Genomic DNA, 18,381 nt, shown 5'->3' with positions numbered 1-18,381 from the left:
TAATCCCTCCTCCTTCAGCGGCAACATATCGTCATTGGAGGACGGGGGCGGACCATGATTTCCACGCATTTGCTGTTGATTTATCTCGCCGCGCTGGCGGCCATTTATGCGGTGCCGGGGCCCGACATGGCGCTCGTGCTGCAGACCAGCATCGGCCGCGGCGTGCGGCCGGGGATGGCGGCGGCAGCCGGCCTGTCGCTCGCGCGCACCGCGCACGTGACGCTGTCGGCATGCGGCGTCGCGGCGCTGATCCGTAGCGCGCCGTGGCTGTACGAAGTGATCCGCTACGGCGGCGCGCTCTATCTCGCGTATGTCGCGATCCAGGTGTTCCGCTCGCCGGTGTTCGCGCTCGGCGACGGCGACGCGGCGGCGGGCGAGTTGCGGCAGTCGTTCGTGAAGGGGCTGCTGACCAACCTGCTGAACCCGAAGGCGCTGCTGTTCTGCTCGGTGCTGCTGCCGCAGTTCGTGCGGCCCGAGGCCGGGCCGGTCGTCTGGCAGATGTTCGAGCTCGGCGCGCTACTGGTGGCGGCCGGCGTGTGCTTCGACCTCGCGTGCGTGTTCGGCGCGTCGCGCATCGCGGCGTGGATGCGTGCGCATCCGCTCGCGCAGACGGTGCAGCGCTGGACCTTTTCCGCGGCGCTGATCGGGTTCGCGCTGCGGCTGTCGATGGACTGAGCGTCGTCGCGGCATGGTCGCCGCGCGGGCCGATCGGCCCTGCGGCGCGCCATGAGGGATCGATGCAGGCCGCGCGCAATGCCGGCCTTCGCGCGCATGCCTTGCCGCAGCAGCGGCGTGCGCGCAAATCGTCTGACTGTTCTAAACTTCCTTTAACTTCGCGCGGTCGCACACGCGCCGCCGCGAACCGACTGACCGAACGGAACCGTCTTCCGCAGGCTATGTCCGATTTCCTGGCTGTTCCGTGCAACGCGGTACCAAGGAGGGTCTGAACATGGCAAGGCATCTTCAAGCCGACCGTGAGCCCCGCATCGTGGCCGAGTCCAAGTGCCTCGGCCAGTGCGATCCGGCAGAACGCATTCACGTCACGATCATGTTGCGGCGGCAGGAAGAAGGGCAACTCGATGCATTGGTTCACCAGCTCGCCACCGGCGACGCCCGCGCAAAACCGGTGTCGCGCGACGCTTTCGCGCAGCGTTTCTCCGCCAATCCCGACGACATTCGCAAGACCGAGGCGTTCGCGCGACGTCACCAGTTGACGGTCGATCGCGTCGATCCGGTCGAAAGCGTCGTCGTGCTGTCCGGCACGATCCGGCAGTTCGAAACCGCGTTCAGCGTGAAGCTCGAGCGTTTCGAGCATCGTTCGATCGGCCAGTACCGCGGCCGCTCGGGCCCGATCGCGCTGCCCGACGAGCTCGGCGATGCGGTGACGGCCGTGCTCGGCCTCGACAGTCGCCCGCAGGCGCGGCCGCACTTCCGCTTCCGTCCGCCGTTCAAGCCGGCGCGCGGCGCGGCGGCCGTCACGTTCACGCCGATCCAGCTTGCGTCGCTGTACGACTTTCCGGCCGGCGACGGCGCGGGGCAATGCATCGCGATCATCGAGCTCGGCGGCGGCTATCGCGCGGCCGACATCCAGCAGTATTTCCGCGGGCTCGGCATCACGACACCGCCCAAGCTCGTCGACGTGAACGTCGGCACCGGCCGCAATGCGCCGACCGGCGAGCCGAACGGCCCGGACGGCGAAGTCGCGCTCGACATCGAAATCGCCGGCGCGATCGCACCGGCCGCGAAGATCGCCGTCTACTTCGCGCCGAACAGCGACGCAGGCTTCATCCAGGCCGTCAACGCGGCCGTGACCGACAAGACGAACCAGCCGTCCGTGATCTCGATCAGCTGGGGCGGCCCGGAAGCGATCTGGCAGGCGCAGTCCGCACACGCGTTCAACCGCGTGCTGCAGGCGGCCGCCGCGCAGGGCATCACCGTCTGCGCGGCGTCCGGCGACAGCGGCTCGGGCGACGGGCTGCAGGATGGCGCCGATCACGTCGACTTCCCCGCGTCGAGCCCGTACGTGCTCGGCTGCGGCGGCACGCAGCTCGACGCGCTGCCCGGGCAGGGCATTCGCAGCGAGGTCACGTGGAACGACGAGGCGTCGGGCGGCGGCGCGGGTGGCGGCGGCGTCAGTGCGCTGTTCGACCTGCCGGCGTGGCAGCAGGGGCTGAAGGTCGCGCGCGCCGACGGCAGCAGCACGCCGCTCGCGAAGCGCGGCGTGCCGGACGTGGCCGGCGACGCGTCGCCGCAGACGGGCTACGAAGTGTCGGTGGCCGGCACGCCCGCGGTGATGGGCGGCACGAGCGCGGTCGCGCCGCTGTGGGCCGCGCTGATCGCGCGGATCAATGCGGCGGCCGGCGCGTCGGCCGGCTGGATCAATCCGGTGCTGTACAAGCATCCGGGCGCGCTGCGCGACATCACGAAAGGATCGAACGGCACCTATGCGGCCGCGTCGGGCTGGGACGCGTGCACGGGCCTCGGCAGCCCGAACGGTGCGCAGCTCGCCACGATCCTCGCGCGCAAGCCGTCGAGCTGACGCGCCGGCGCACGCCTTTCCGTTCGACGCGGGTGGTCTGCCCGCGTCTTTTTTCACCTCCAGGAGCAGCACGATGGGCATCGATTCCGCATCTTCCGGCGGCGTGTATCCGCTGCATCACGGCGACCACAATTCGCATGGCGTGCCGCCGACCATCAACCCGGTCGCGCTGAGCCACGGCCGCGACCAGCCGTTCTTCGACCCGGTCGCGTACGGCAACGGCCCGGACGATTCGGTGACCGACACGACCGAGGCGGCCGCGATCACGCACCACACGATCCTGATCGACGGGAAACGCATCGCGTACACGGCGACGGTCGGCCATCTCGTGACCGTCGATCCGAGCAGTTCGCAGCCGGCCGCGAAGATTTTCTACGTCGCGTTCACGGCCGACGGCGCGAAGGAGGAAACGCGGCCCGTGACGTTCTTCTACAACGGCGGGCCCGGTTCGTCGTCGGTGTTCGTACTGCTCGGCTCGTTCGCGCCGAAGCGCATCAAGACGTCGATGCCGGGTTTCACGCCGCCCGCGCCGTACCAGATCGAAGACAACCCGGACAGCATGATCGACCACAGCGACCTGGTGTTCATCAACCCGGTCGGCACCGGCTATTCGGCGGCCGTCGCGCCGAACAAGAACCGCGACTTCTGGGGCGTCGACCAGGATGCGAATTCGCTGAAGCAGTTCATCAAGCGCTACCTGACGAAGAACAACCGCTGGAATTCGCCGAAATACCTGTTCGGCGAATCGTACGGCACCGCGCGCAGCTGCGTGCTCGCGTACAAGCTGCACGAGGACGGCGTCGACCTGAACGGCGTCACGCTGCAATCGTCGATCCTCGATTACCGGCAGGCCGGCAACCCGGTCGGCACGCTGCCGACCGCCGCGGCCGATGCGTGGTATCACAAGAAACTCGGCATCAAGCCGCCGCCGAGCGATCTCGGCGCGTTCGTCGAGGAGGTCGCGCAGTTCGCGCGCACCGACTACCTGAGCGCGCTGCGCGCGGTGCCGCATGCGAACCCGGCCACCGTGCAGAAACTGTCGCAATACACGGGCATCGATACGGCGACGCTGCAGTCGTGGGGGCTGAATATCGCCGGCTACGACGCGCGCGGCAATTCGCTGTTCCTGACGACGCTGCTGCATGCGCAGGGGCTCGCGCTCGGTTCGTACGACGGTCGCGTGACCGGGATCTCGTCGGGTATCGCCGGCAAGATCGACCCGAATTCGGGCGGCAACGATCCGACGATGACGGCCGTGACGGGCGTCTATACGGCGATGTGGAACAGCTACCTGAACGAGCAGCTGAAGTTCACGTCGAACTCCGCGTTCACGGACCTGAACGACCAGGCGTTCCAGAACTGGGATTTCAGCCACATCGACCCGACCGGCGCGCAGCAGGGCATCGATGCGCAGGGGAACGTGATCCTCTACACGGCCGGCGACCTCGCCGCGGTGATGGCGTTGAACGTCGACCTGAAGGTACTGTCGGCGAACGGCTTCTACGATTTCGTCACGCCGTTCTACCAGACCGTGATCGATCTGCAGCAGATGCCGCTGGAGGACCAGAAGGTGCGGCAGAACCTGTCCGCGCGGTTCTATCCGTCGGGGCACATGGTGTATCTCGACGGTGGCTCGCGCACCGCGCTCAAGCGCGATCTCGCGACGATGTACGACGCGACGGTCAGCGATACGGGCGCGCGGATGCGGATTCGTGCACTGCAGGCGAAGAAGACGGGCGGGCACGCGTAGCGTTGCCCGTCCCGAGCGTGCCGCGCGCGGCCGTGACGGTGCGCGCGGCGGTATGTCGGTAGCCGGGGGCCGGCTTACGCGGCCGGCCAGTCGAACATCGTGTACGGCAGCGCGCGCTTGTGGCGCGAGCCGTCGTAGAAGCGCAGCACCGTTTCGTAGACGCGGTCGGCGACCGGCTTGCCTTCGAGGAAATCGTCGATCTCGTCGTAGGTCACGCCATACGCGTGCTCGTCCGGGCGCAGCGGGCGCAGTTCCTCGAGGTCGGCCGTCGGCACCTTCATCACGATCAGCTCCTCGCCGCCGAGCGCGCGCGCCACCCCGCGCACGCGGCGCTTGTTCAGGCCCGCGAGCGGCAGGATGTCCGCGCCGCCGTCGCCGAACTTCGTGAAGAAACCCATCAGCGATTCGGCCGCGTGATCGGTGCCGATCACGATGCCGCGCCGTGCGCCGGCCACCGCGTACTGCGCGATCATGCGCTCGCGCGCCTTGATGTTGCCGTGCACGAAATCCTGTTGCGCCGGGGTGTCGAATGCGTGGCCGGAGGCGACCAGCGAACGGAGCATCGCATCGGCGGCCGGCTTCACGTCGACCGTCAATACCTCGTCCGCGCGCACGAACGCCAGCGCACGCTGTGCATCCTCTTCGTCGTTCTGCACGCCGTTCGGCAAGCGCATCGCGATGAAGCGCGCATCGTAGCCGTCGGCGCGCAGGCGCTCGACCGACAGTTGCGCGAGCCGGCCGGCCGTCGACGAATCGACGCCGCCGCTGATGCCGAGCACGTAGGTCCGCAGGCCGGTCGAACGAAGGTACTGCGCGAGGAAATCGATGCGGCGGTCGATTTCGGCTTCGGCGTCGAAGTGCGGGGCGACGTTCAGTTCGGCAATGATCGCGCGTTGGCGGCTGGCGTAATCGGCGGATGTCATGAAGGAAGTTCCGGAACGAAATGCAAGGCGCCCATCATAAGCGCAATCGCGGCGTGCCGCCGCGCCGGGCCGGCGATCCGGCGGTTTTGCGTTGCATCGACGAGACGCGGCACATCGCCGTGGTGCACGGTGCGCCGGGCGGGGGCAGGATGCCGCGCGAAGGGCGGCCGGGCAGGCGCCCGGGGGCGGCGTCAGCGCCGCGCGAGCACGACGCCCACCAGCGCGAGCGCGAAGCCGGCGAGCTGGATCGCGGCGAGCGTTTCGCCGAACAGCCCGTAACCCTGCAGCGCGGCCAGCGGTGGCGCGAGAAACAGCAGCGACGTCGCGCGCGCCGCATTGCCGCGCCGCAGCATCCACATCAGCATCGTGACCGCGCCGCCGGACAGGAACACGACGCCCCACACGAGCGACACCCACAGCGCCGGCGCGTCGATCCAGCGGGTTTCATGGAGCAGCAGGACGAACACGGCCGCGACGATCGCCGCGCCGAAATTCTGCACGGCGACCGCGGTGCGCAGGTCGCTCTGCGCGAGCTTGCCTTTCTGATACAGCGAGCCGGCGGTGATCGACCCGACCGCGAGGACCGACACGGCGACGACGAGCCACGCCGGCGCGGCGCCCGGCGGCGGTGCGACGCCGCCCGTGACCTTCGGCGCGAGCACGAGCGCGACGCCGGCCAGCCCGAGCGCCATGCCGAGCCAGCCGCGCGCGGGCAGGCGTTCGTTGAACAGCGGGACCGCGAGCACGGCGGTGGCGAGCGGCTGCAGCGCGCCAAGCAGCGCCATCACGCCCGCATTCAACCCTTGCGCGACGGCCCAGTAGCTCGCGCCGAGATAGACGCCTTGCAGCAGCGCGCCGGCGATCAGGTGGCGCGGCCATTCGCGGCGGGCCGGCCACGGCGCGCGCGCGACGAGCGCGACCACGCCGAACAACGCGGCCGTGCCCGCGAAGCGCGCGAGCAGGAACAGGTTCGGGTCGGCGTAAGGCTTGATTGCCCGGGCAACGATGAAGCCGGTGGACCAGAGCGCGACGAAGGCGGCGGCGACGATCGAGGTAAGCATGCGTGACGGGCCGCGAGGCGGCCGGACAGAACCGGAAAGTCGGCCAGTATCGGACGAAGCGGTGCCGGCGTCTTGTCGAATCCTGCACTCGTGCCACGCGATGCGTGATCGTGCCGGCGGTCAGCGCGCGCCGGATGTTTGGTGCCGCGGGGATGCGTGCCCCGCACGCCGCTGCGCGGAGGGGCGCGCAGCGGCGACGATCAGTCGATCGAGAATGTGTCGAGCGGCTGGTTGGCGCGCGCGTCGGTCGCGAAGCGCGCGGCGAGCTGTTCGTAGAGCCGGCGCGCTTCGTCGAGCGTCAGGTCGATCCAGTACGGATCACCCGCCGCGTCGTTGAGGCGTTCCGGCGGAAACTGGATTTCGATCACACTGCCTTTGCGATACATGGCGCGAGCCCCTTGGTTGGTCATTCGGCGAAGCGCAAAGTGTAGCGCCCGCCGCCGCACGGATTCGCGCGCGCCGGACAATACTGAATTTCGCTTTCGGGAAACGCGCCGGCCGCGCTTCCCGGCGTCGTCAAATGGTCGTCAAACGTCCGTAATACAATGGCCGGCTTACCCATTACCAGTCGCCTCGGGCGCACACGCGATGCTGGCGGAACAACGTCATCAATACATCCTGTCGGAGCTCGGACGGTCGGGCGCGCTGTCGGTCGCGGAACTCGTGCGTTCGCTCGACGTGTCGCGAGAAACCGTGCGGCGCGACCTGAACGCGCTGGCCGCGCGCGGGCTGCTCGTGATGACGCACGGCGGCGCGCTGGCCGCGGATCGCCGCGAGCCGAGCCTGTCCGAGCGCGAGGCCGCGAACGCCGACGCGAAGCGCACGATCGGGCGGCGCGCGGCCGAATTCGTGCCCGACGATGCATCGGTGCTGATCGATTCGGGCAGCACGCCGCATGCGGTCGCGCTGGCGCTGGCCGACCGGCACCGGCTGTCGATCTACACGAACGACTGGCGTACCGCGTTCGTGCTCGCGCGGCGCAACGGCAACCGCGTGACGCTGCTCGGCGGCGAGCTGTCCGACGACGAGGACGCCACCTTCGGGCTCGACACGATCCACCAGCTCGCGCAATACCACGTCGATTTCGCGTTCGTCGGCGCCGGCGGCATCACGCCCGACGGCGAATGCACCGATTACTCGCGGCTCGCGGCCGAAGTGCGCAGCCGGATGATCGCGGCGGCGGGCACGGCGATCATCGTCGCCGACCATTCGAAATTCGGCCGCGTCACGCCGGTGCGGATCAACGGCGCGGCCGCCGCCCGCTATCTGGTGACCGAGCGCGCGCCCGACAAGGCCGTGCGCCGCGCGTTGACGGCGCGCGGGATCGAGCTGCTCGTGTGCGACTGACGCGCGTCCGACATACAAGGTTCATCGAACGGTCATCGCGCGGGAAGAACCGCCATCGAGACTGACTCATTCACCTCGACCGGCCGTCAGGCCAGGGAGCAACGAATGACCGTCAGCGTGCGCAGCTATCTTTCCCCCACCCTGGTCCTGCTGGCTTTCGACTGGCCCGATGCGGCGTCGCGGTCCGATTTCCTCGGCTTCGCGATCCGGCGCACGCCGGGCTTCTGGTCGGTCGACGGCAAGACGCGTGCGCCGGACAGCTGGCTGCCCAACCGCCTGACGTTCGACGGCCCGGCCGCCGACACGCAGGGCGATGCGCCGACCGATCAGGCGCCGATCCAGAAATTCATGTGGTGGGATGCACGCATCGATCCGCAGGACCGCGACGCGTCGTTCCGCTACGACGTCTATCCGGTCGTCGGCACGCCGGCGAACCTGCAGGTGCTCGACGCGCAAGCCGGCGTGTGCGACGTCGTGCTGCCCGCGCATATCGAGGACGGCATCGGCACGTGGTTCAACCGCGCGGTGGTCAGCTCGCAGGCGTTCGCGAAGCAGGTTGCTGCGCTGGGGCTCGCGCCGAACGAGGCGCCGAGCGCCGCGCAGGCGCTGAAACTGCGCACGTGGCTCGCGAACGACATGGAGCAGGTGTTCGCGCAGATGCTCGATCCGGCGTCGCGCGCGGTGTCGGCCGTCTATCACCTGACCGACTCGCTGTGGGCGCTGCCCGCGTTCGACGCGTTCGGCCGCCGGCACGGCGCAGCGTCGCTCGCGATCGTCTACGACGCGCACACGACGGCGCGCAAGGGCAAGCCGCCGCTGCCGTCGCCGAACCAGCCGGCCGTCGATGCGCTGCAGGGCCTCGCGACGCTCGCGCCGCGCGACCGGACGCACATCATGCACGACAAGTTCATCGTGACCGATGCACCGTCGAACCCGGCGCCCGCGCGCGTGCTGACCGGTTCCGCGAACTTCACGACCGAAGGGCTGACCGAGCAGGCCAACGTGCTGCACGCGTTCGACTCGCCTGCGCTCGCCGCGCTGTACAACGAGCGCGCCCACGCGCTGGCCGGGAATCCGTCGATCGCGGAGACCGCGCGACTGTCGCCGGGCTGGTCGGCGCCGATGACGATCGGCAGCGCGCAGGTGCGCGTCGCATACTCGCCGGAGCCGGCGGGGCAGCGTACCGAGATCGATACGATCGTCGCCGCGATCGCGGCCGCGAAGCATTCGGTGTCGTTCTGCCTGTTCATGCCGACCGACGCGGCGCTGCGCGATGCGTGCTTCGCGGCCGGCGATCGCGGACTGATGATGTTCGGCCTCGTGAACCGGATCAACGCGGCCAGCGCAACGAAGGCCGACGCTGCGCAGCAGGCCGGCCAGTCGCTCGATGCGGCCACGCTCGCGAACCTCGAGCTGTACCACCGCAGCCGCGACAACCACGACGTGATCGATGCGTCGTATTTCTCGCCGGCTACCGTGCCGCAAGGTTTCGAGCCGGAGTTGCGGCTTTTCCCGGGCGAACCGGCGCCGGCCTTTCCGCCCGTGGTGATCCATCACAAGTTCATCGTGATCGATGCGGAAGGCGCGAATCCGGTCGTCTATACGGGCTCGGCGAACATGAGCCGCAATTCCGAGCAGTACAACGACGAGAACCTGCTCGAGATCCGCGACAAGCGGATCGCGGCGATCTATCTCGCGGAATTCCTGCGGCTTTACGAGCACTACCGCGCCCGCGCGCTGGCGATCCACGCGAAGCAGCAGCACGGTACGGGCGCGGGTACGCATGCGCGGCTCGCGCTTGCGCCCGATTCGAGCTGGGCGAAGAAGTATTACGTGGCGGGCAGCCCGGAACAGAAGGCGCGGATCGCGCTGGCGTCGACCGCGCCGACGGACTGATGGGCTGATGCGCCGAAATGCAAAGGGCGCGAACGAGTCGCGCCCCGGCCGGCTGCTGGCGCCGCTTACGCGGCGACGTAGCGGAGCACCGCGTCGGCGATCGTGTCGCGATGGCGCGCGCGCAGGCGCGGCGCCGACGGATCGCGGCCGAACGCGGCGCCGAACGTGTAGCGGTTCGACACGCGATGGAAGCAGAACGAGCTGATCAGCAGGTGCAGGTCGAACGCGTCGATGTCCTTGCGGAACGCGCCGCTGGCCGCGCCGCGCTCGACCAGTTCCTCGAGCGTCTTGATGATGCTGACGTTGCGGTTCTTGAACGACTTGAGCTGTTCGAGATATTTCGCGCCGTGGATGTTCTCGATCGACACGAGGCGCACGAAATCGCGATGCTTGTCGTGGTAGTCGAACGTGAATTCGACGAGACGGCGCATGCCTTCGCGCGGCTCCATGTCGCCGACGTGCAGTTCCTGCTCGAGCGCGCGGATGTCGCCGTACACCTTCTCCAGCACGGCCTCGTACAGGCCTTCCTTGCTGTCGAAGTAGTAATAGAGCATCCGCTTCGTCGTGTTGGTGCGCTCGGCGATCGCGTCGACGCGCGCGCCGGCGAGGCCCATCGCAGAGAATTCCTGCGTGGCGACATCGAGGATGTTGCGCTTGGTTTGCTCGGGATCGTATTTACGCCGCGCATCGGACGCAAGCGCGCGGGTGTCGGACGTGGCGGCCTTGCTTCCTGCTTTCATGTGACTTTATTGTGGTTCGCGGCGGCTTGGAAAAGGCATTCTAGCATGCGGGAAATGGCCGCCCGGCCGACCTTCCGCTCTAATCGGCAAGGCCGCCGGCGCGGTGGTTCCGGCCGTCGCGGGCGCTCAGCGGCGGCAGGACGCGAGCGCGTCGCGGGCCTGGTACGCCGTATACGCGAGCTGCGCGGCGGCGAGTCCGGCCAGCCCGAACGTGCGCGTGAGCCCGAACGCGGCGAAGCCGTCCGGCACCGGCCGGCCTTCGGCCAGCGCGGCGGCGAGCGTCTCGCCGGCCACCGTGGTCGGCGCCATCCCGTGGCCGCCGAAAGCGATCGCGTGCCACACGCCGTCCGCGTCGCGGCCAATCTGCGGCATCTTGTGCCGCGCGTAGCTCATCAGCCCGCCCCACGCGTAGTCGACCTTCACGCCTTCCAGTTGCGGATACACGCGCAGCAGGTCGCGCCGCAGCAGGCGCGCGATCGCGTCGGGGCCGCGGTCGAGCACCGAGATCCGGCCGCCCCACAGGATCCGCGTGTCCTTCAGCGGACGGTAGTAGTCGAACGCGAAGCGCGTGTCGTAGATTGCGTACGGCGCGTCGATCGCGTCCGGCAGGCGCGCGCCGAGCGGTTCGGTCGCGATCACGTAGGTCGCGATCGGCAGCACCGCGCGCTCGATGCGCGGCGACACGCCGCGCGCGTAGCCGCCGCCGGCGAACACGACGTCCTTCGCGCGCACCGCGCCCTGCGCCGTGCGCACGACGTACCCGGCGCCGTCGCGGGCGATGTTCAGCGCGGCCGAGCGCTCGTACACGCGTGCGCCGCCGCGCGAGGCGGCCGCCGCGACGCCGAGCACGTACTTGAGCGGATGGAAGTGGAACGCGTTCGGCTCGAACAGGCCGCCGTAATAGCGCTGCGTCTTCAGCCGCTCGCGCAGCGCGCCGGTCGCGACGGGCTCCCATTCGACGCCGAGTTCGTTCTTCATCAGCGTGCGCACACCGTCGAGCCGCGACGGATCGTCGAACCAGTTCGCGAGCATCACGCCCTCGTCGACGATGTCGCAGTCGATCCCGTAGCGGGCGATCCGCGCGCGGATCAGGTCGACCGCGTCGACGGTGAGCCGGTACAGCCGGCGCCCTTCGTCGCGGCCGAGCGTGCGCAGCAGGTCGGCGTTGTCGAGGCTGTAGCCGCCGAACACGAAGCCGCCGTTGCGGCCCGACGCGCCGAAGCCGACCCGTTCGCTGTCGAGCACGACGACGTCGTGCACGCCGCGTTCGACGAGGCCGAGCGCCGTGCACAGGCCGGCGAGGCCGCCGCCGACGATGCAGACCTGCGTATCGATCGTGCCGGTCAGTTGCGGATAGGGCTGGCGGGTAACGGTGGCTTCGTAGAAGTTCTGCATGCGTTTTCGGTGATTCGTGACGGCGGAAAAGCGGACGGCGCGCGTCGATCTTGCCTGAACGCGCGCGCCGCGTCGAATGGGGTTTTCAGCGCAGCGGCCGCCGCGTAGGAGCGGCGGCCGGCGCGTGACCGGGCGTCAGGCGCCCGGCGTCGGGTTGGCCGGACGGGTGACGTAGGCCGGATAGCCGGTATCGGCCTTTTCGGTCGCTTCACGTGTCGTGTTGCGTTCGATCCACGGCGCGATTTCCATGTCCTCGTAGCGCACCAGCCGGCATTTGCGCACGAGCGCGTAGCCGAGCCAGATCGCGAGGAAGAACGGCAGGCCGATGTAGGTCGCGGCGACGCCGGTCCAGTCGATCTGGTCGGCGAGGAACGCCTGGTAGTCCTGGCCGAGCGCGATCACGAGGCACAGCACGAACGCGAACAGCGGGCCGAACGGGAACCACTTCGACTGGTACGGCAACTGGTCGAGCGCATACCCCTGCTTCACGTAGCCCTTGCGGAACCGGTAGTGGCTGATCGCGATGCCGAGCCACGTGATGAAGCCGGCCATGCCCGACGTGTTCAGCAGCCACAGGTAGACGGTCTTGTCGCCGTACAGCGACGTGAGGAAACACAGCGCGCCGACGGCGGTGGTCGCATAGAGCGCGTTGCGCGGCACGCCGCCGGGCGACAGCTTCGCGAACAGCTTCGGCGCGCGGCCTTCGACCGCGAGGTTGTAGAGCATGCGCGTCGATGCGTACATGCCCGAGTTGCCGGCCGACAGCACGGCCGTCAGGATCACCGCGTTCATCACGCCGGCCGCGAACGCGAGGCCCGCGTGGCGGAACACCAGCGTGAACGGGCTCACGCCGATGTCGGTCACGTCGCTCTTCAGCAGGCTCGGATCGGTGTACGGAATCAGCACGCCGATCACGACGATCGCGAACACGTAGAACAGCAGGATGCGCCAGAAGATCTGGCTCACCGCGCGCGGAATCGTCGTACGCGGATTTTCCGATTCGCCGGCCGCGACGCCGATCATTTCGGTGCCCTGGAACGAGAAGCCCGCGATCATCGCGACGCCGAGCATCGTCGCCCAGCCGCCGACGAACGGCGCGTCGCCGATCGTGAAGTTGCCCCAGCCGGCGCTCGGGCCGCCCTGCATGATCCCGAAGATCATCAGCAGGCCGACGCCGACGAACGCGAGCACGGTCAGCACCTTGATCAGCGCGAACCAGTATTCGGCTTCGCCGAAGCCGCGCACCGACAGTGCGTTGAGCGCGAAGATCAGCGTGAGGAACAGTGCGCTCCACCACACGCCCGGCACGTGCGGAAACCAGTAGTGCATCACGAGCTGCGCGGCGACGAGCTCCACCGCCAGCGTCACGGCCCAGCTGTACCAGTAGTTCCAGCCGAGCGCGAAGCCGAAGCCTTCGTCGACGAACTTCGCGCCATAGGTCGCGAACGAGCCCGATACCGGCATGAACGCGGCCATTTCGCCGAGGCTCGTCATCAGGAAATAGACCATCAGGCCGATCACCATGTACGCAACCATTGCGCCGCCGGGGCCGGCCTGCGAGATCGATGCGCCGGATGCGACGAACAGGCCCGTGCCGATCGAGCCGCCGATCGCGATCATCCGTAGATGGCGGGCCTGCAACGCGCGGTGAAGGGACGGCTTCGCGGGCGGCGAGCCGGACGGGCGGGACGAATCGGGGCGGGCATCTGAATGCATGGCGGGCGCTGGGCGCTGTCTCCGGGATTGTTTTTTCGGTGACGAAGCGCGACGCGTCGCCGGCTCGCGGGCCGGGCAGCGGTGATGCGATGCGAAACCGGCCCGCTGAGCCGGGCCGTGGTGCGTGTCGCCTTCGTCGGTCGTCCGGCTGCCGTGGTGGCGGCCGGCGGCGCGCCGGGTGCGTTGCACCTCGACGTCGCACCGATTGTGTGGGCCCGGTGCACCGGCGGCAAACGATATTTCCGAACAGGGTGATGCGGGATGGTCATCAACTTGGGCCGCGCAGCGATGCGTCCGGGCGGCCTGTTACGGGCTTGGGAAACGTCCCATATCGGCATCGAAACAGCCGCGGCTGGCCAGCGCACTTCTTGCGTTTTGGGAATGAAGTCGTGAGTTAATATCAATAGCGGCCCGACTTGTGGCCATCGACAATGTGTTCATGGATCGTGCCTCGCGAGGCTGGGGCGCGCCGTCCGGCCGGGCTTCCGGCGGCGGCGCAGCGCGATGCGCCGGATGGCGCACCGGCCCGCCGCGCGGCGCATCCGCTTGCACGAGGCGCTCGAACGCGCTCCAATCGAATCACGCGGGCGGCGCTGCCGCCGCATCGATCAATCTGTCCCTGAAGAGGAAGTGATGCAATTCAACGACATTCTTGCCGCGCTCGACATCGATCTCGCCCAGTGGAAAGGCAACGCGCTGACCGCGCGTTCGCCGCTCGACGGCGCGACGCTCGCGACGCTGGCCGTCGACACGCCCGCCGACGCCGAGCGCAAGATCGACGCCGCGCACGACGCGTTCCTCAAGTGGCGCACGGTGCCGGCGCCGGTGCGCGGCGAACTCGTGCGCGTGTTCGGCAACGTGCTGCGCGAGCACAAGGCCGAGCTGGGCCGCCTCGTCACGCTCGAAGCCGGCAAGATCACGTCGGAAGGCCTCGGCGAAGTGCAGGAAATGATCGACATCTGCGATTTCGCGGTCGGCCTGTCGCGCCAGCTTTACGGCCTCACGATCGCGTCCGAGCGCCCGGGCCACCGGATGATGGAAACGTGGCACCCGATCGGCGTGTGCGGCGTGATTTCGGCGTTCAACTTCCCGGTCGCGGTGTGGGCGTGGAATGCGGCGCTCGCGTTCGTGTGCGGCGATTCGGTCGTGTGGAAGCCGTCCGAGAAGACGCCGCTCACCGCGATCGCGTGCCACGTGCTGCTCCAGAAGGCGCTGCGCGAGTTCGACAAGACGCATCCGGGCGTCGCGCCGGCGGAACTGAGCCAGCTGGTGCTCGGCATGCGCGACGTCGGCGAGGTGCTGACGGCGTCGAAGAAGGTGCCGGTCGTCAGCGCGACGGGCAGCGTGCGGATGGGCCAGGAAGTCGCGAAGGTGCTGAGCCAGCGCCTCGCGCGCGGCATCCTCGAACTCGGCGGCAACAACGGGATGATCGTCGCGCCGAGCGCGGATCTCGACCTCGTCGTGCGCGCGGTCACGTTCGCGGCGGTCGGCACGGCCGGCCAGCGCTGCACGACGCTGCGCCGCCTGATCGTGCATCGCAGCCTCGTCGAGCAACTGCTGCCGCGCATCGAGAAGGCCTATGCGTCGGTGAAGGTCGGCAATCCGCTCGAGGAAGGCACGCTGGTCGGCCCGCTGGTCGATCGTGCGTCGTTCGACGCGATGCAGAAGGCGCTGGCCGATGCGCGCGAGCAGGGCGGCGAAGTGAAGGGCGGCGAGCGCGTCGACGTCGGCCACGCGGATGCGTACTACGTGCGTCCGGCCATCGTGCGGATGCCGAAGCAATCGGCGGTGGTCGAGCGCGAGACGTTCGCGCCGATCCTGTACGTGATGGTCTACGACAACTTCGACGACGCGATCGACGTGCACAACGCGGTCCCGCAAGGCCTGTCGTCGGCGATCTTCACGAACGACATGCGTGAAGCCGAGCAGTTCATGTCGGCGGCCGGCAGCGATTGCGGGATCGTCAACGTGAACATCGGCACGAGCGGCGCGGAAATCGGCGGCGCGTTCGGCGGCGAGAAGGAAACGGGCGGCGGCCGCGAGTCGGGTTCGGATGCATGGAAGGCGTATATGCGCCGGGCGACGAACACGATCAACTACAGCCGCCAGCTGCCGCTGGCGCAGGGGGTGAAGTTCGACGTATAAGTGCGGGCGCCCGGCTTGGGCGCTTCGACGTCGAATGAACAGGGCCGGTTGCCGTGGAAGCGGTAACCGGCCCTGGTCGTTTATTGCGATGCGTGCGCCGCGCCGATCGATCGTGAGCGGACCCGCTCGATGGCTCGCCTACGATTCGTGCCGCGTGGTGCCATCGTTCGCCGGCATGTTCTGCACGACCAGCATCTGCGGGCTCGACAGCGTGATCCCCGCCGCGCGCAACTGCTTGAGGATCTCGAACAGCAGATCGCTCTTCGTCGAACTCGCGATCCGCGGGCTCGACACGTAGCCCGTCACGCTCAGCGTGATCCCGTCCGGCGCGAGCTGGCTGAACGTCACCGACGGCGCCGGTTTCTCGAGAATCGCCTGATGCGCGCGATACGCATCGAGCAGCAGGTCGCGCACCTGCTCGGGATCGGTGTTCAGCGGGAACGTCAGCACCAGCGTCGCGACGCCCTGCGTGCTGTTGCCCATCGTCACGTTGCGCACGTTCTGCGAGATCAGTTGCGAGTTCGGCACGATCACGGTCGAGCGGTCGCTCAGCTGGATTTCGGTCGCGCGCACGTTGATGCGGCGGATGTCGCCTTCGACGCCCGCGATGCTGACCATGTCGCCCACCTTCACCGGGCGCTCGGTCAGCAGGATCAGCCCCGACACGAAGTTCTTCACGATTTCCTGCAGGCCGAAGCCGATACCGACCGACAACGCGCTGACGATCCACGCGAGATTGTTCCATCTGACGCCGAGCAGCCCGAGCGTCATCAGGACGAGCAGCACGTAGCCGACATTGGTGAACAGCGTGATCAGCGACACGCGCATGCCCGTGTCCATGCCGAGCGCGGGCATGAACTCGCCGTCGAGCCAGCGGCGCAGCGAGCGCAGCAGGTAGAAGCCGATCGCGAAGCCGATCACGGCATTCATGATCCGGTCGGGCATGATGTTCAGACTCTGCAGCCGCTGGCTGCCGATCATCGCGACCGCGCTGTCGAGCAGGTCGCCCGGCGTCGTGCCGAAGCCGCCGGTCACCAGCGCGATCGCCGCGATCAGCATCAGCAGGCTCGTGCCGAAGCCGGACAGGACCGTGCGCGCCTGGTCGAGGTGGCGGTCTTCGAGCGCGAACAGGTGCTTGATCTGCTGGCCCGTCGACAGGCTCGACGAGAACAGGCTTTCGCTCGCGTCGCGCGTCAACTGGATCAGGATGTAGGTCGCGCACAGCACGATCTCGAACCATACGAGCTCGTACGTGATGAAGCGCGCGACCGTGATGTAACCGATCAGGAGGGCGATCAACGACGCGACGATCGCGAGCGTGACGCCGGCGTGGATCAGGCCCGCGAGCGTCGAGCGCTGCTCGGGTGCCTCGCCTGCCGCCGCGAGCGCGGCGCGCGCACGGTTCGCGCGCAACAGCGACGCGCCGACCGTCAGCGCGACGACGAGCGACACGATGCCGCGACCGAACAGCGTGACCGACAGGCTGGTGTCGACGATCCGGTTGATCGATTCGAGCGTGCCCGACACCAGCAGCAGCGCAGCCAGGATCGCGGGGAACGGCTTCATCGCGAGCGCGACCGGATCGGCGAGCGCGGGCAGTCGCCACGACGGATGTTTCGTGCAGAGCAGTGCGCGCCCGAGCCCGGCGATCAGTGCGCAGGTTGCGGCGAGCTTCGCGAACTGGTCCCACAGATCGGTCAGCGACGGCGTGAGCTCGTAATGACGCGCGACGGCGAGGTAGAGGATCTGGATCGCAATGGCCGTCGCGAGGAAGGTCGACAGCGCGGTCGACAGCGCCAGTGCACTGCGGCGCAAGCGGGTGGGCGGCAGGCGGTTCAGCGCGATCCAGGCGAGCCCGCGCTCGATGAGGCGGCGCCCGCCGAGCCATGCCGCGAACGCGGCGATCAGCAGCACCGCGGTGATGGCCCGCTGCCCCGGCACCCACGACGAGCGCAGCATGTCGAACAGTTCGTCGTCGAAATCCTGGAGCCGCTGGCGATCGTCCGGCGACAGGTGGAACAGCGGCAGCCAGAACTGCGCGCTGAAGATGCTGCCCGAACGGAACGCGAGCTGGTTCTTCAGCAGGCTGCGGTGCAGCTTCGCGAACTGCTCGGTCAGGTTCGCGAGGCTCGTCTTCTGGTCGGCGGCCTGCTTCAGCGCGGCGTCGATCTGCGTCTTGCGCGCGTCCAGCGAGGCCCGCTGCTTCGCGACGGCTGGCGTTTCCGGCGCGGCGCCCTCGGCCGGCGGCGGGCCGAGCACGTCGAGTTGCGCCTGGACCTGCGCGCGTTGCGGCGTGAGATCGCTCTGCAGTTTCGCGACATCGGTGCTCAGTTCCTGCGCCGAATCGTCGAGCGCATCCAGCTCCTTGCTGTTGGATGCGGTGGAGGTCTGCTGCTTGATGCGGTCCAGCTCGGCCTGCATCTGCTTGAGCTGCGCGACGGCGTCGGGCAGCGAGATGGCCGGCGCGGTGGCGCCGACGCCGCTCGCGACGGGCGCGGAAGCGGCCGCCGGAAACGCCGACGCGGTCGCGATCGCCGCGAACTGCAGCAGCGCGATCAGCGCGATCCGGCGGGCGTACGTGGAGAGTCGTTGTATGGACATGGAATGCTTACGATTTGCCGACAATGCCGATTGCCGAAAGGCAGCCGGAAGCCGGTAGTTGGCCCGCTAGCATGTTACCGGGGCGCGGAACGCGTGGTTGTCCCGATTGCGTGTTGCGATTCGCGGCGATTCCGGCGGCGCGTGCGTGGGTGAAGCAGCGCGGGAGGCCCGTCATCACCCGCCTGCGCGGCCTGCGCGCGAGGCCGGTGGTAGCGGAACGCCACGCGAACGCGCAGTCGGTGCCGACACACGGTTACGCAAGTTACAC

Annotated in this window: 13 protein-coding genes; 6 read left to right on the top strand and 7 right to left on the bottom strand. The window is 68.5% G+C overall.

Annotated elements, in window-relative coordinates:
- Window positions 1–54 precede the first annotated feature (54 nt).
- The 3 genes from KU887_RS24170 to KU887_RS24160 all read left to right on the top strand — a co-directional run bounded on the left by KU887_RS24170 (window position 55) and on the right by KU887_RS24160 (window position 4,289).
- A complete protein-coding gene (locus tag KU887_RS24170; RefSeq protein ID WP_006488495.1) occupies window positions 55–675 on the top strand; it encodes a LysE family translocator in 621 nt (206 codons plus the stop codon).
- A 274-nt stretch (window positions 676–949) separates the two neighbouring features.
- Window positions 950–2,539 carry a protease pro-enzyme activation domain-containing protein gene (locus KU887_RS24165; RefSeq protein ID WP_048987877.1) on the top strand — a complete coding sequence of 530 codons (1,590 nt, stop codon included), beginning with the start codon at window positions 950–952 and terminating at the stop codon, window positions 2,537–2,539.
- Window positions 2,540–2,612: 73 nt separating this feature from the next.
- Window positions 2,613–4,289, top strand: coding sequence for a S10 family peptidase (locus KU887_RS24160; RefSeq protein WP_006483848.1), 1,677 nt, complete (start codon window positions 2,613–2,615; stop codon window positions 4,287–4,289).
- A 74-nt stretch (window positions 4,290–4,363) separates the two neighbouring features.
- On the opposite strand, the gene nadE is transcribed toward KU887_RS24160, so the two are convergent.
- From nadE to KU887_RS24145, 3 genes are all read right to left on the bottom strand, one after another.
- The gene (gene nadE, locus KU887_RS24155; RefSeq protein WP_006483847.1) at window positions 4,364–5,212 is read right to left on the bottom strand and encodes an ammonia-dependent NAD(+) synthetase; all 849 of its coding nucleotides are present in this window, start codon (window positions 5,210–5,212) and stop codon (window positions 4,364–4,366) included.
- A 191-nt stretch (window positions 5,213–5,403) separates the two neighbouring features.
- Complete coding sequence (locus tag KU887_RS24150; protein WP_006491114.1) at window positions 5,404–6,273, bottom strand: DMT family transporter; 870 nt, start codon at window positions 6,271–6,273, stop codon at window positions 5,404–5,406.
- Between the two features lie 200 nt (window positions 6,274–6,473).
- Window positions 6,474–6,659 carry a hypothetical protein gene (locus tag KU887_RS24145; protein WP_006480515.1) on the bottom strand — a complete coding sequence of 62 codons (186 nt, stop codon included), beginning with the start codon at window positions 6,657–6,659 and terminating at the stop codon, window positions 6,474–6,476.
- A 202-nt stretch (window positions 6,660–6,861) separates the two neighbouring features.
- Between KU887_RS24145 and KU887_RS24140 the strand changes: the two genes are divergently transcribed.
- A complete protein-coding gene (locus KU887_RS24140; RefSeq protein WP_006491117.1) occupies window positions 6,862–7,620 on the top strand; it encodes a DeoR/GlpR family DNA-binding transcription regulator in 759 nt (252 codons plus the stop codon).
- 105 nt (window positions 7,621–7,725) lie between these two features.
- Complete coding sequence (locus KU887_RS24135; RefSeq protein ID WP_006495126.1) at window positions 7,726–9,516, top strand: phospholipase D-like domain-containing protein; 1,791 nt, start codon at window positions 7,726–7,728, stop codon at window positions 9,514–9,516.
- A 65-nt stretch (window positions 9,517–9,581) separates the two neighbouring features.
- On the opposite strand, the gene KU887_RS24130 is transcribed toward KU887_RS24135, so the two are convergent.
- From KU887_RS24130 to KU887_RS24120, 3 genes are all read right to left on the bottom strand, one after another.
- On the bottom strand, window positions 9,582–10,256 hold the full coding sequence (locus KU887_RS24130) for a TetR family transcriptional regulator (protein ID WP_006491110.1): 675 nt from the start codon (window positions 10,254–10,256) through the stop codon (window positions 9,582–9,584).
- 126 nt (window positions 10,257–10,382) lie between these two features.
- On the bottom strand, window positions 10,383–11,651 hold the full coding sequence (locus tag KU887_RS24125; RefSeq protein ID WP_034203275.1) for an FAD-binding oxidoreductase: 1,269 nt from the start codon (window positions 11,649–11,651) through the stop codon (window positions 10,383–10,385).
- A gap of 135 nt (window positions 11,652–11,786) precedes the next feature.
- Window positions 11,787–13,367 (bottom strand): amino acid permease, encoded by a 1,581-nt coding sequence (locus KU887_RS24120; RefSeq protein WP_258255641.1) that lies wholly within the window; start codon window positions 13,365–13,367, stop codon window positions 11,787–11,789.
- 633 nt (window positions 13,368–14,000) lie between these two features.
- Between KU887_RS24120 and KU887_RS24115 the strand changes: the two genes are divergently transcribed.
- On the top strand, window positions 14,001–15,512 hold the full coding sequence (locus tag KU887_RS24115; protein ID WP_034175147.1) for an aldehyde dehydrogenase family protein: 1,512 nt from the start codon (window positions 14,001–14,003) through the stop codon (window positions 15,510–15,512).
- A 138-nt stretch (window positions 15,513–15,650) separates the two neighbouring features.
- Here the strand turns inward: KU887_RS24115 and KU887_RS24110 are convergent, their stop codons facing one another.
- Window positions 15,651–18,113 carry a DUF3772 domain-containing protein gene (locus tag KU887_RS24110; RefSeq protein ID WP_196433620.1) on the bottom strand — a complete coding sequence of 821 codons (2,463 nt, stop codon included), beginning with the start codon at window positions 18,111–18,113 and terminating at the stop codon, window positions 15,651–15,653.
- Between the last annotated feature and the right edge of the window lie 268 nt (window positions 18,114–18,381).

Source organism: Burkholderia sp. EMB26 (assembly GCF_024730645.1).
Lineage (GTDB): Bacteria > Pseudomonadota > Gammaproteobacteria > Burkholderiales > Burkholderiaceae > Burkholderia > Burkholderia cenocepacia.
The sequence above is the reverse complement of the archived record's forward strand: the minus strand, read 5'-3'. Positions and strand labels throughout refer to the sequence as shown.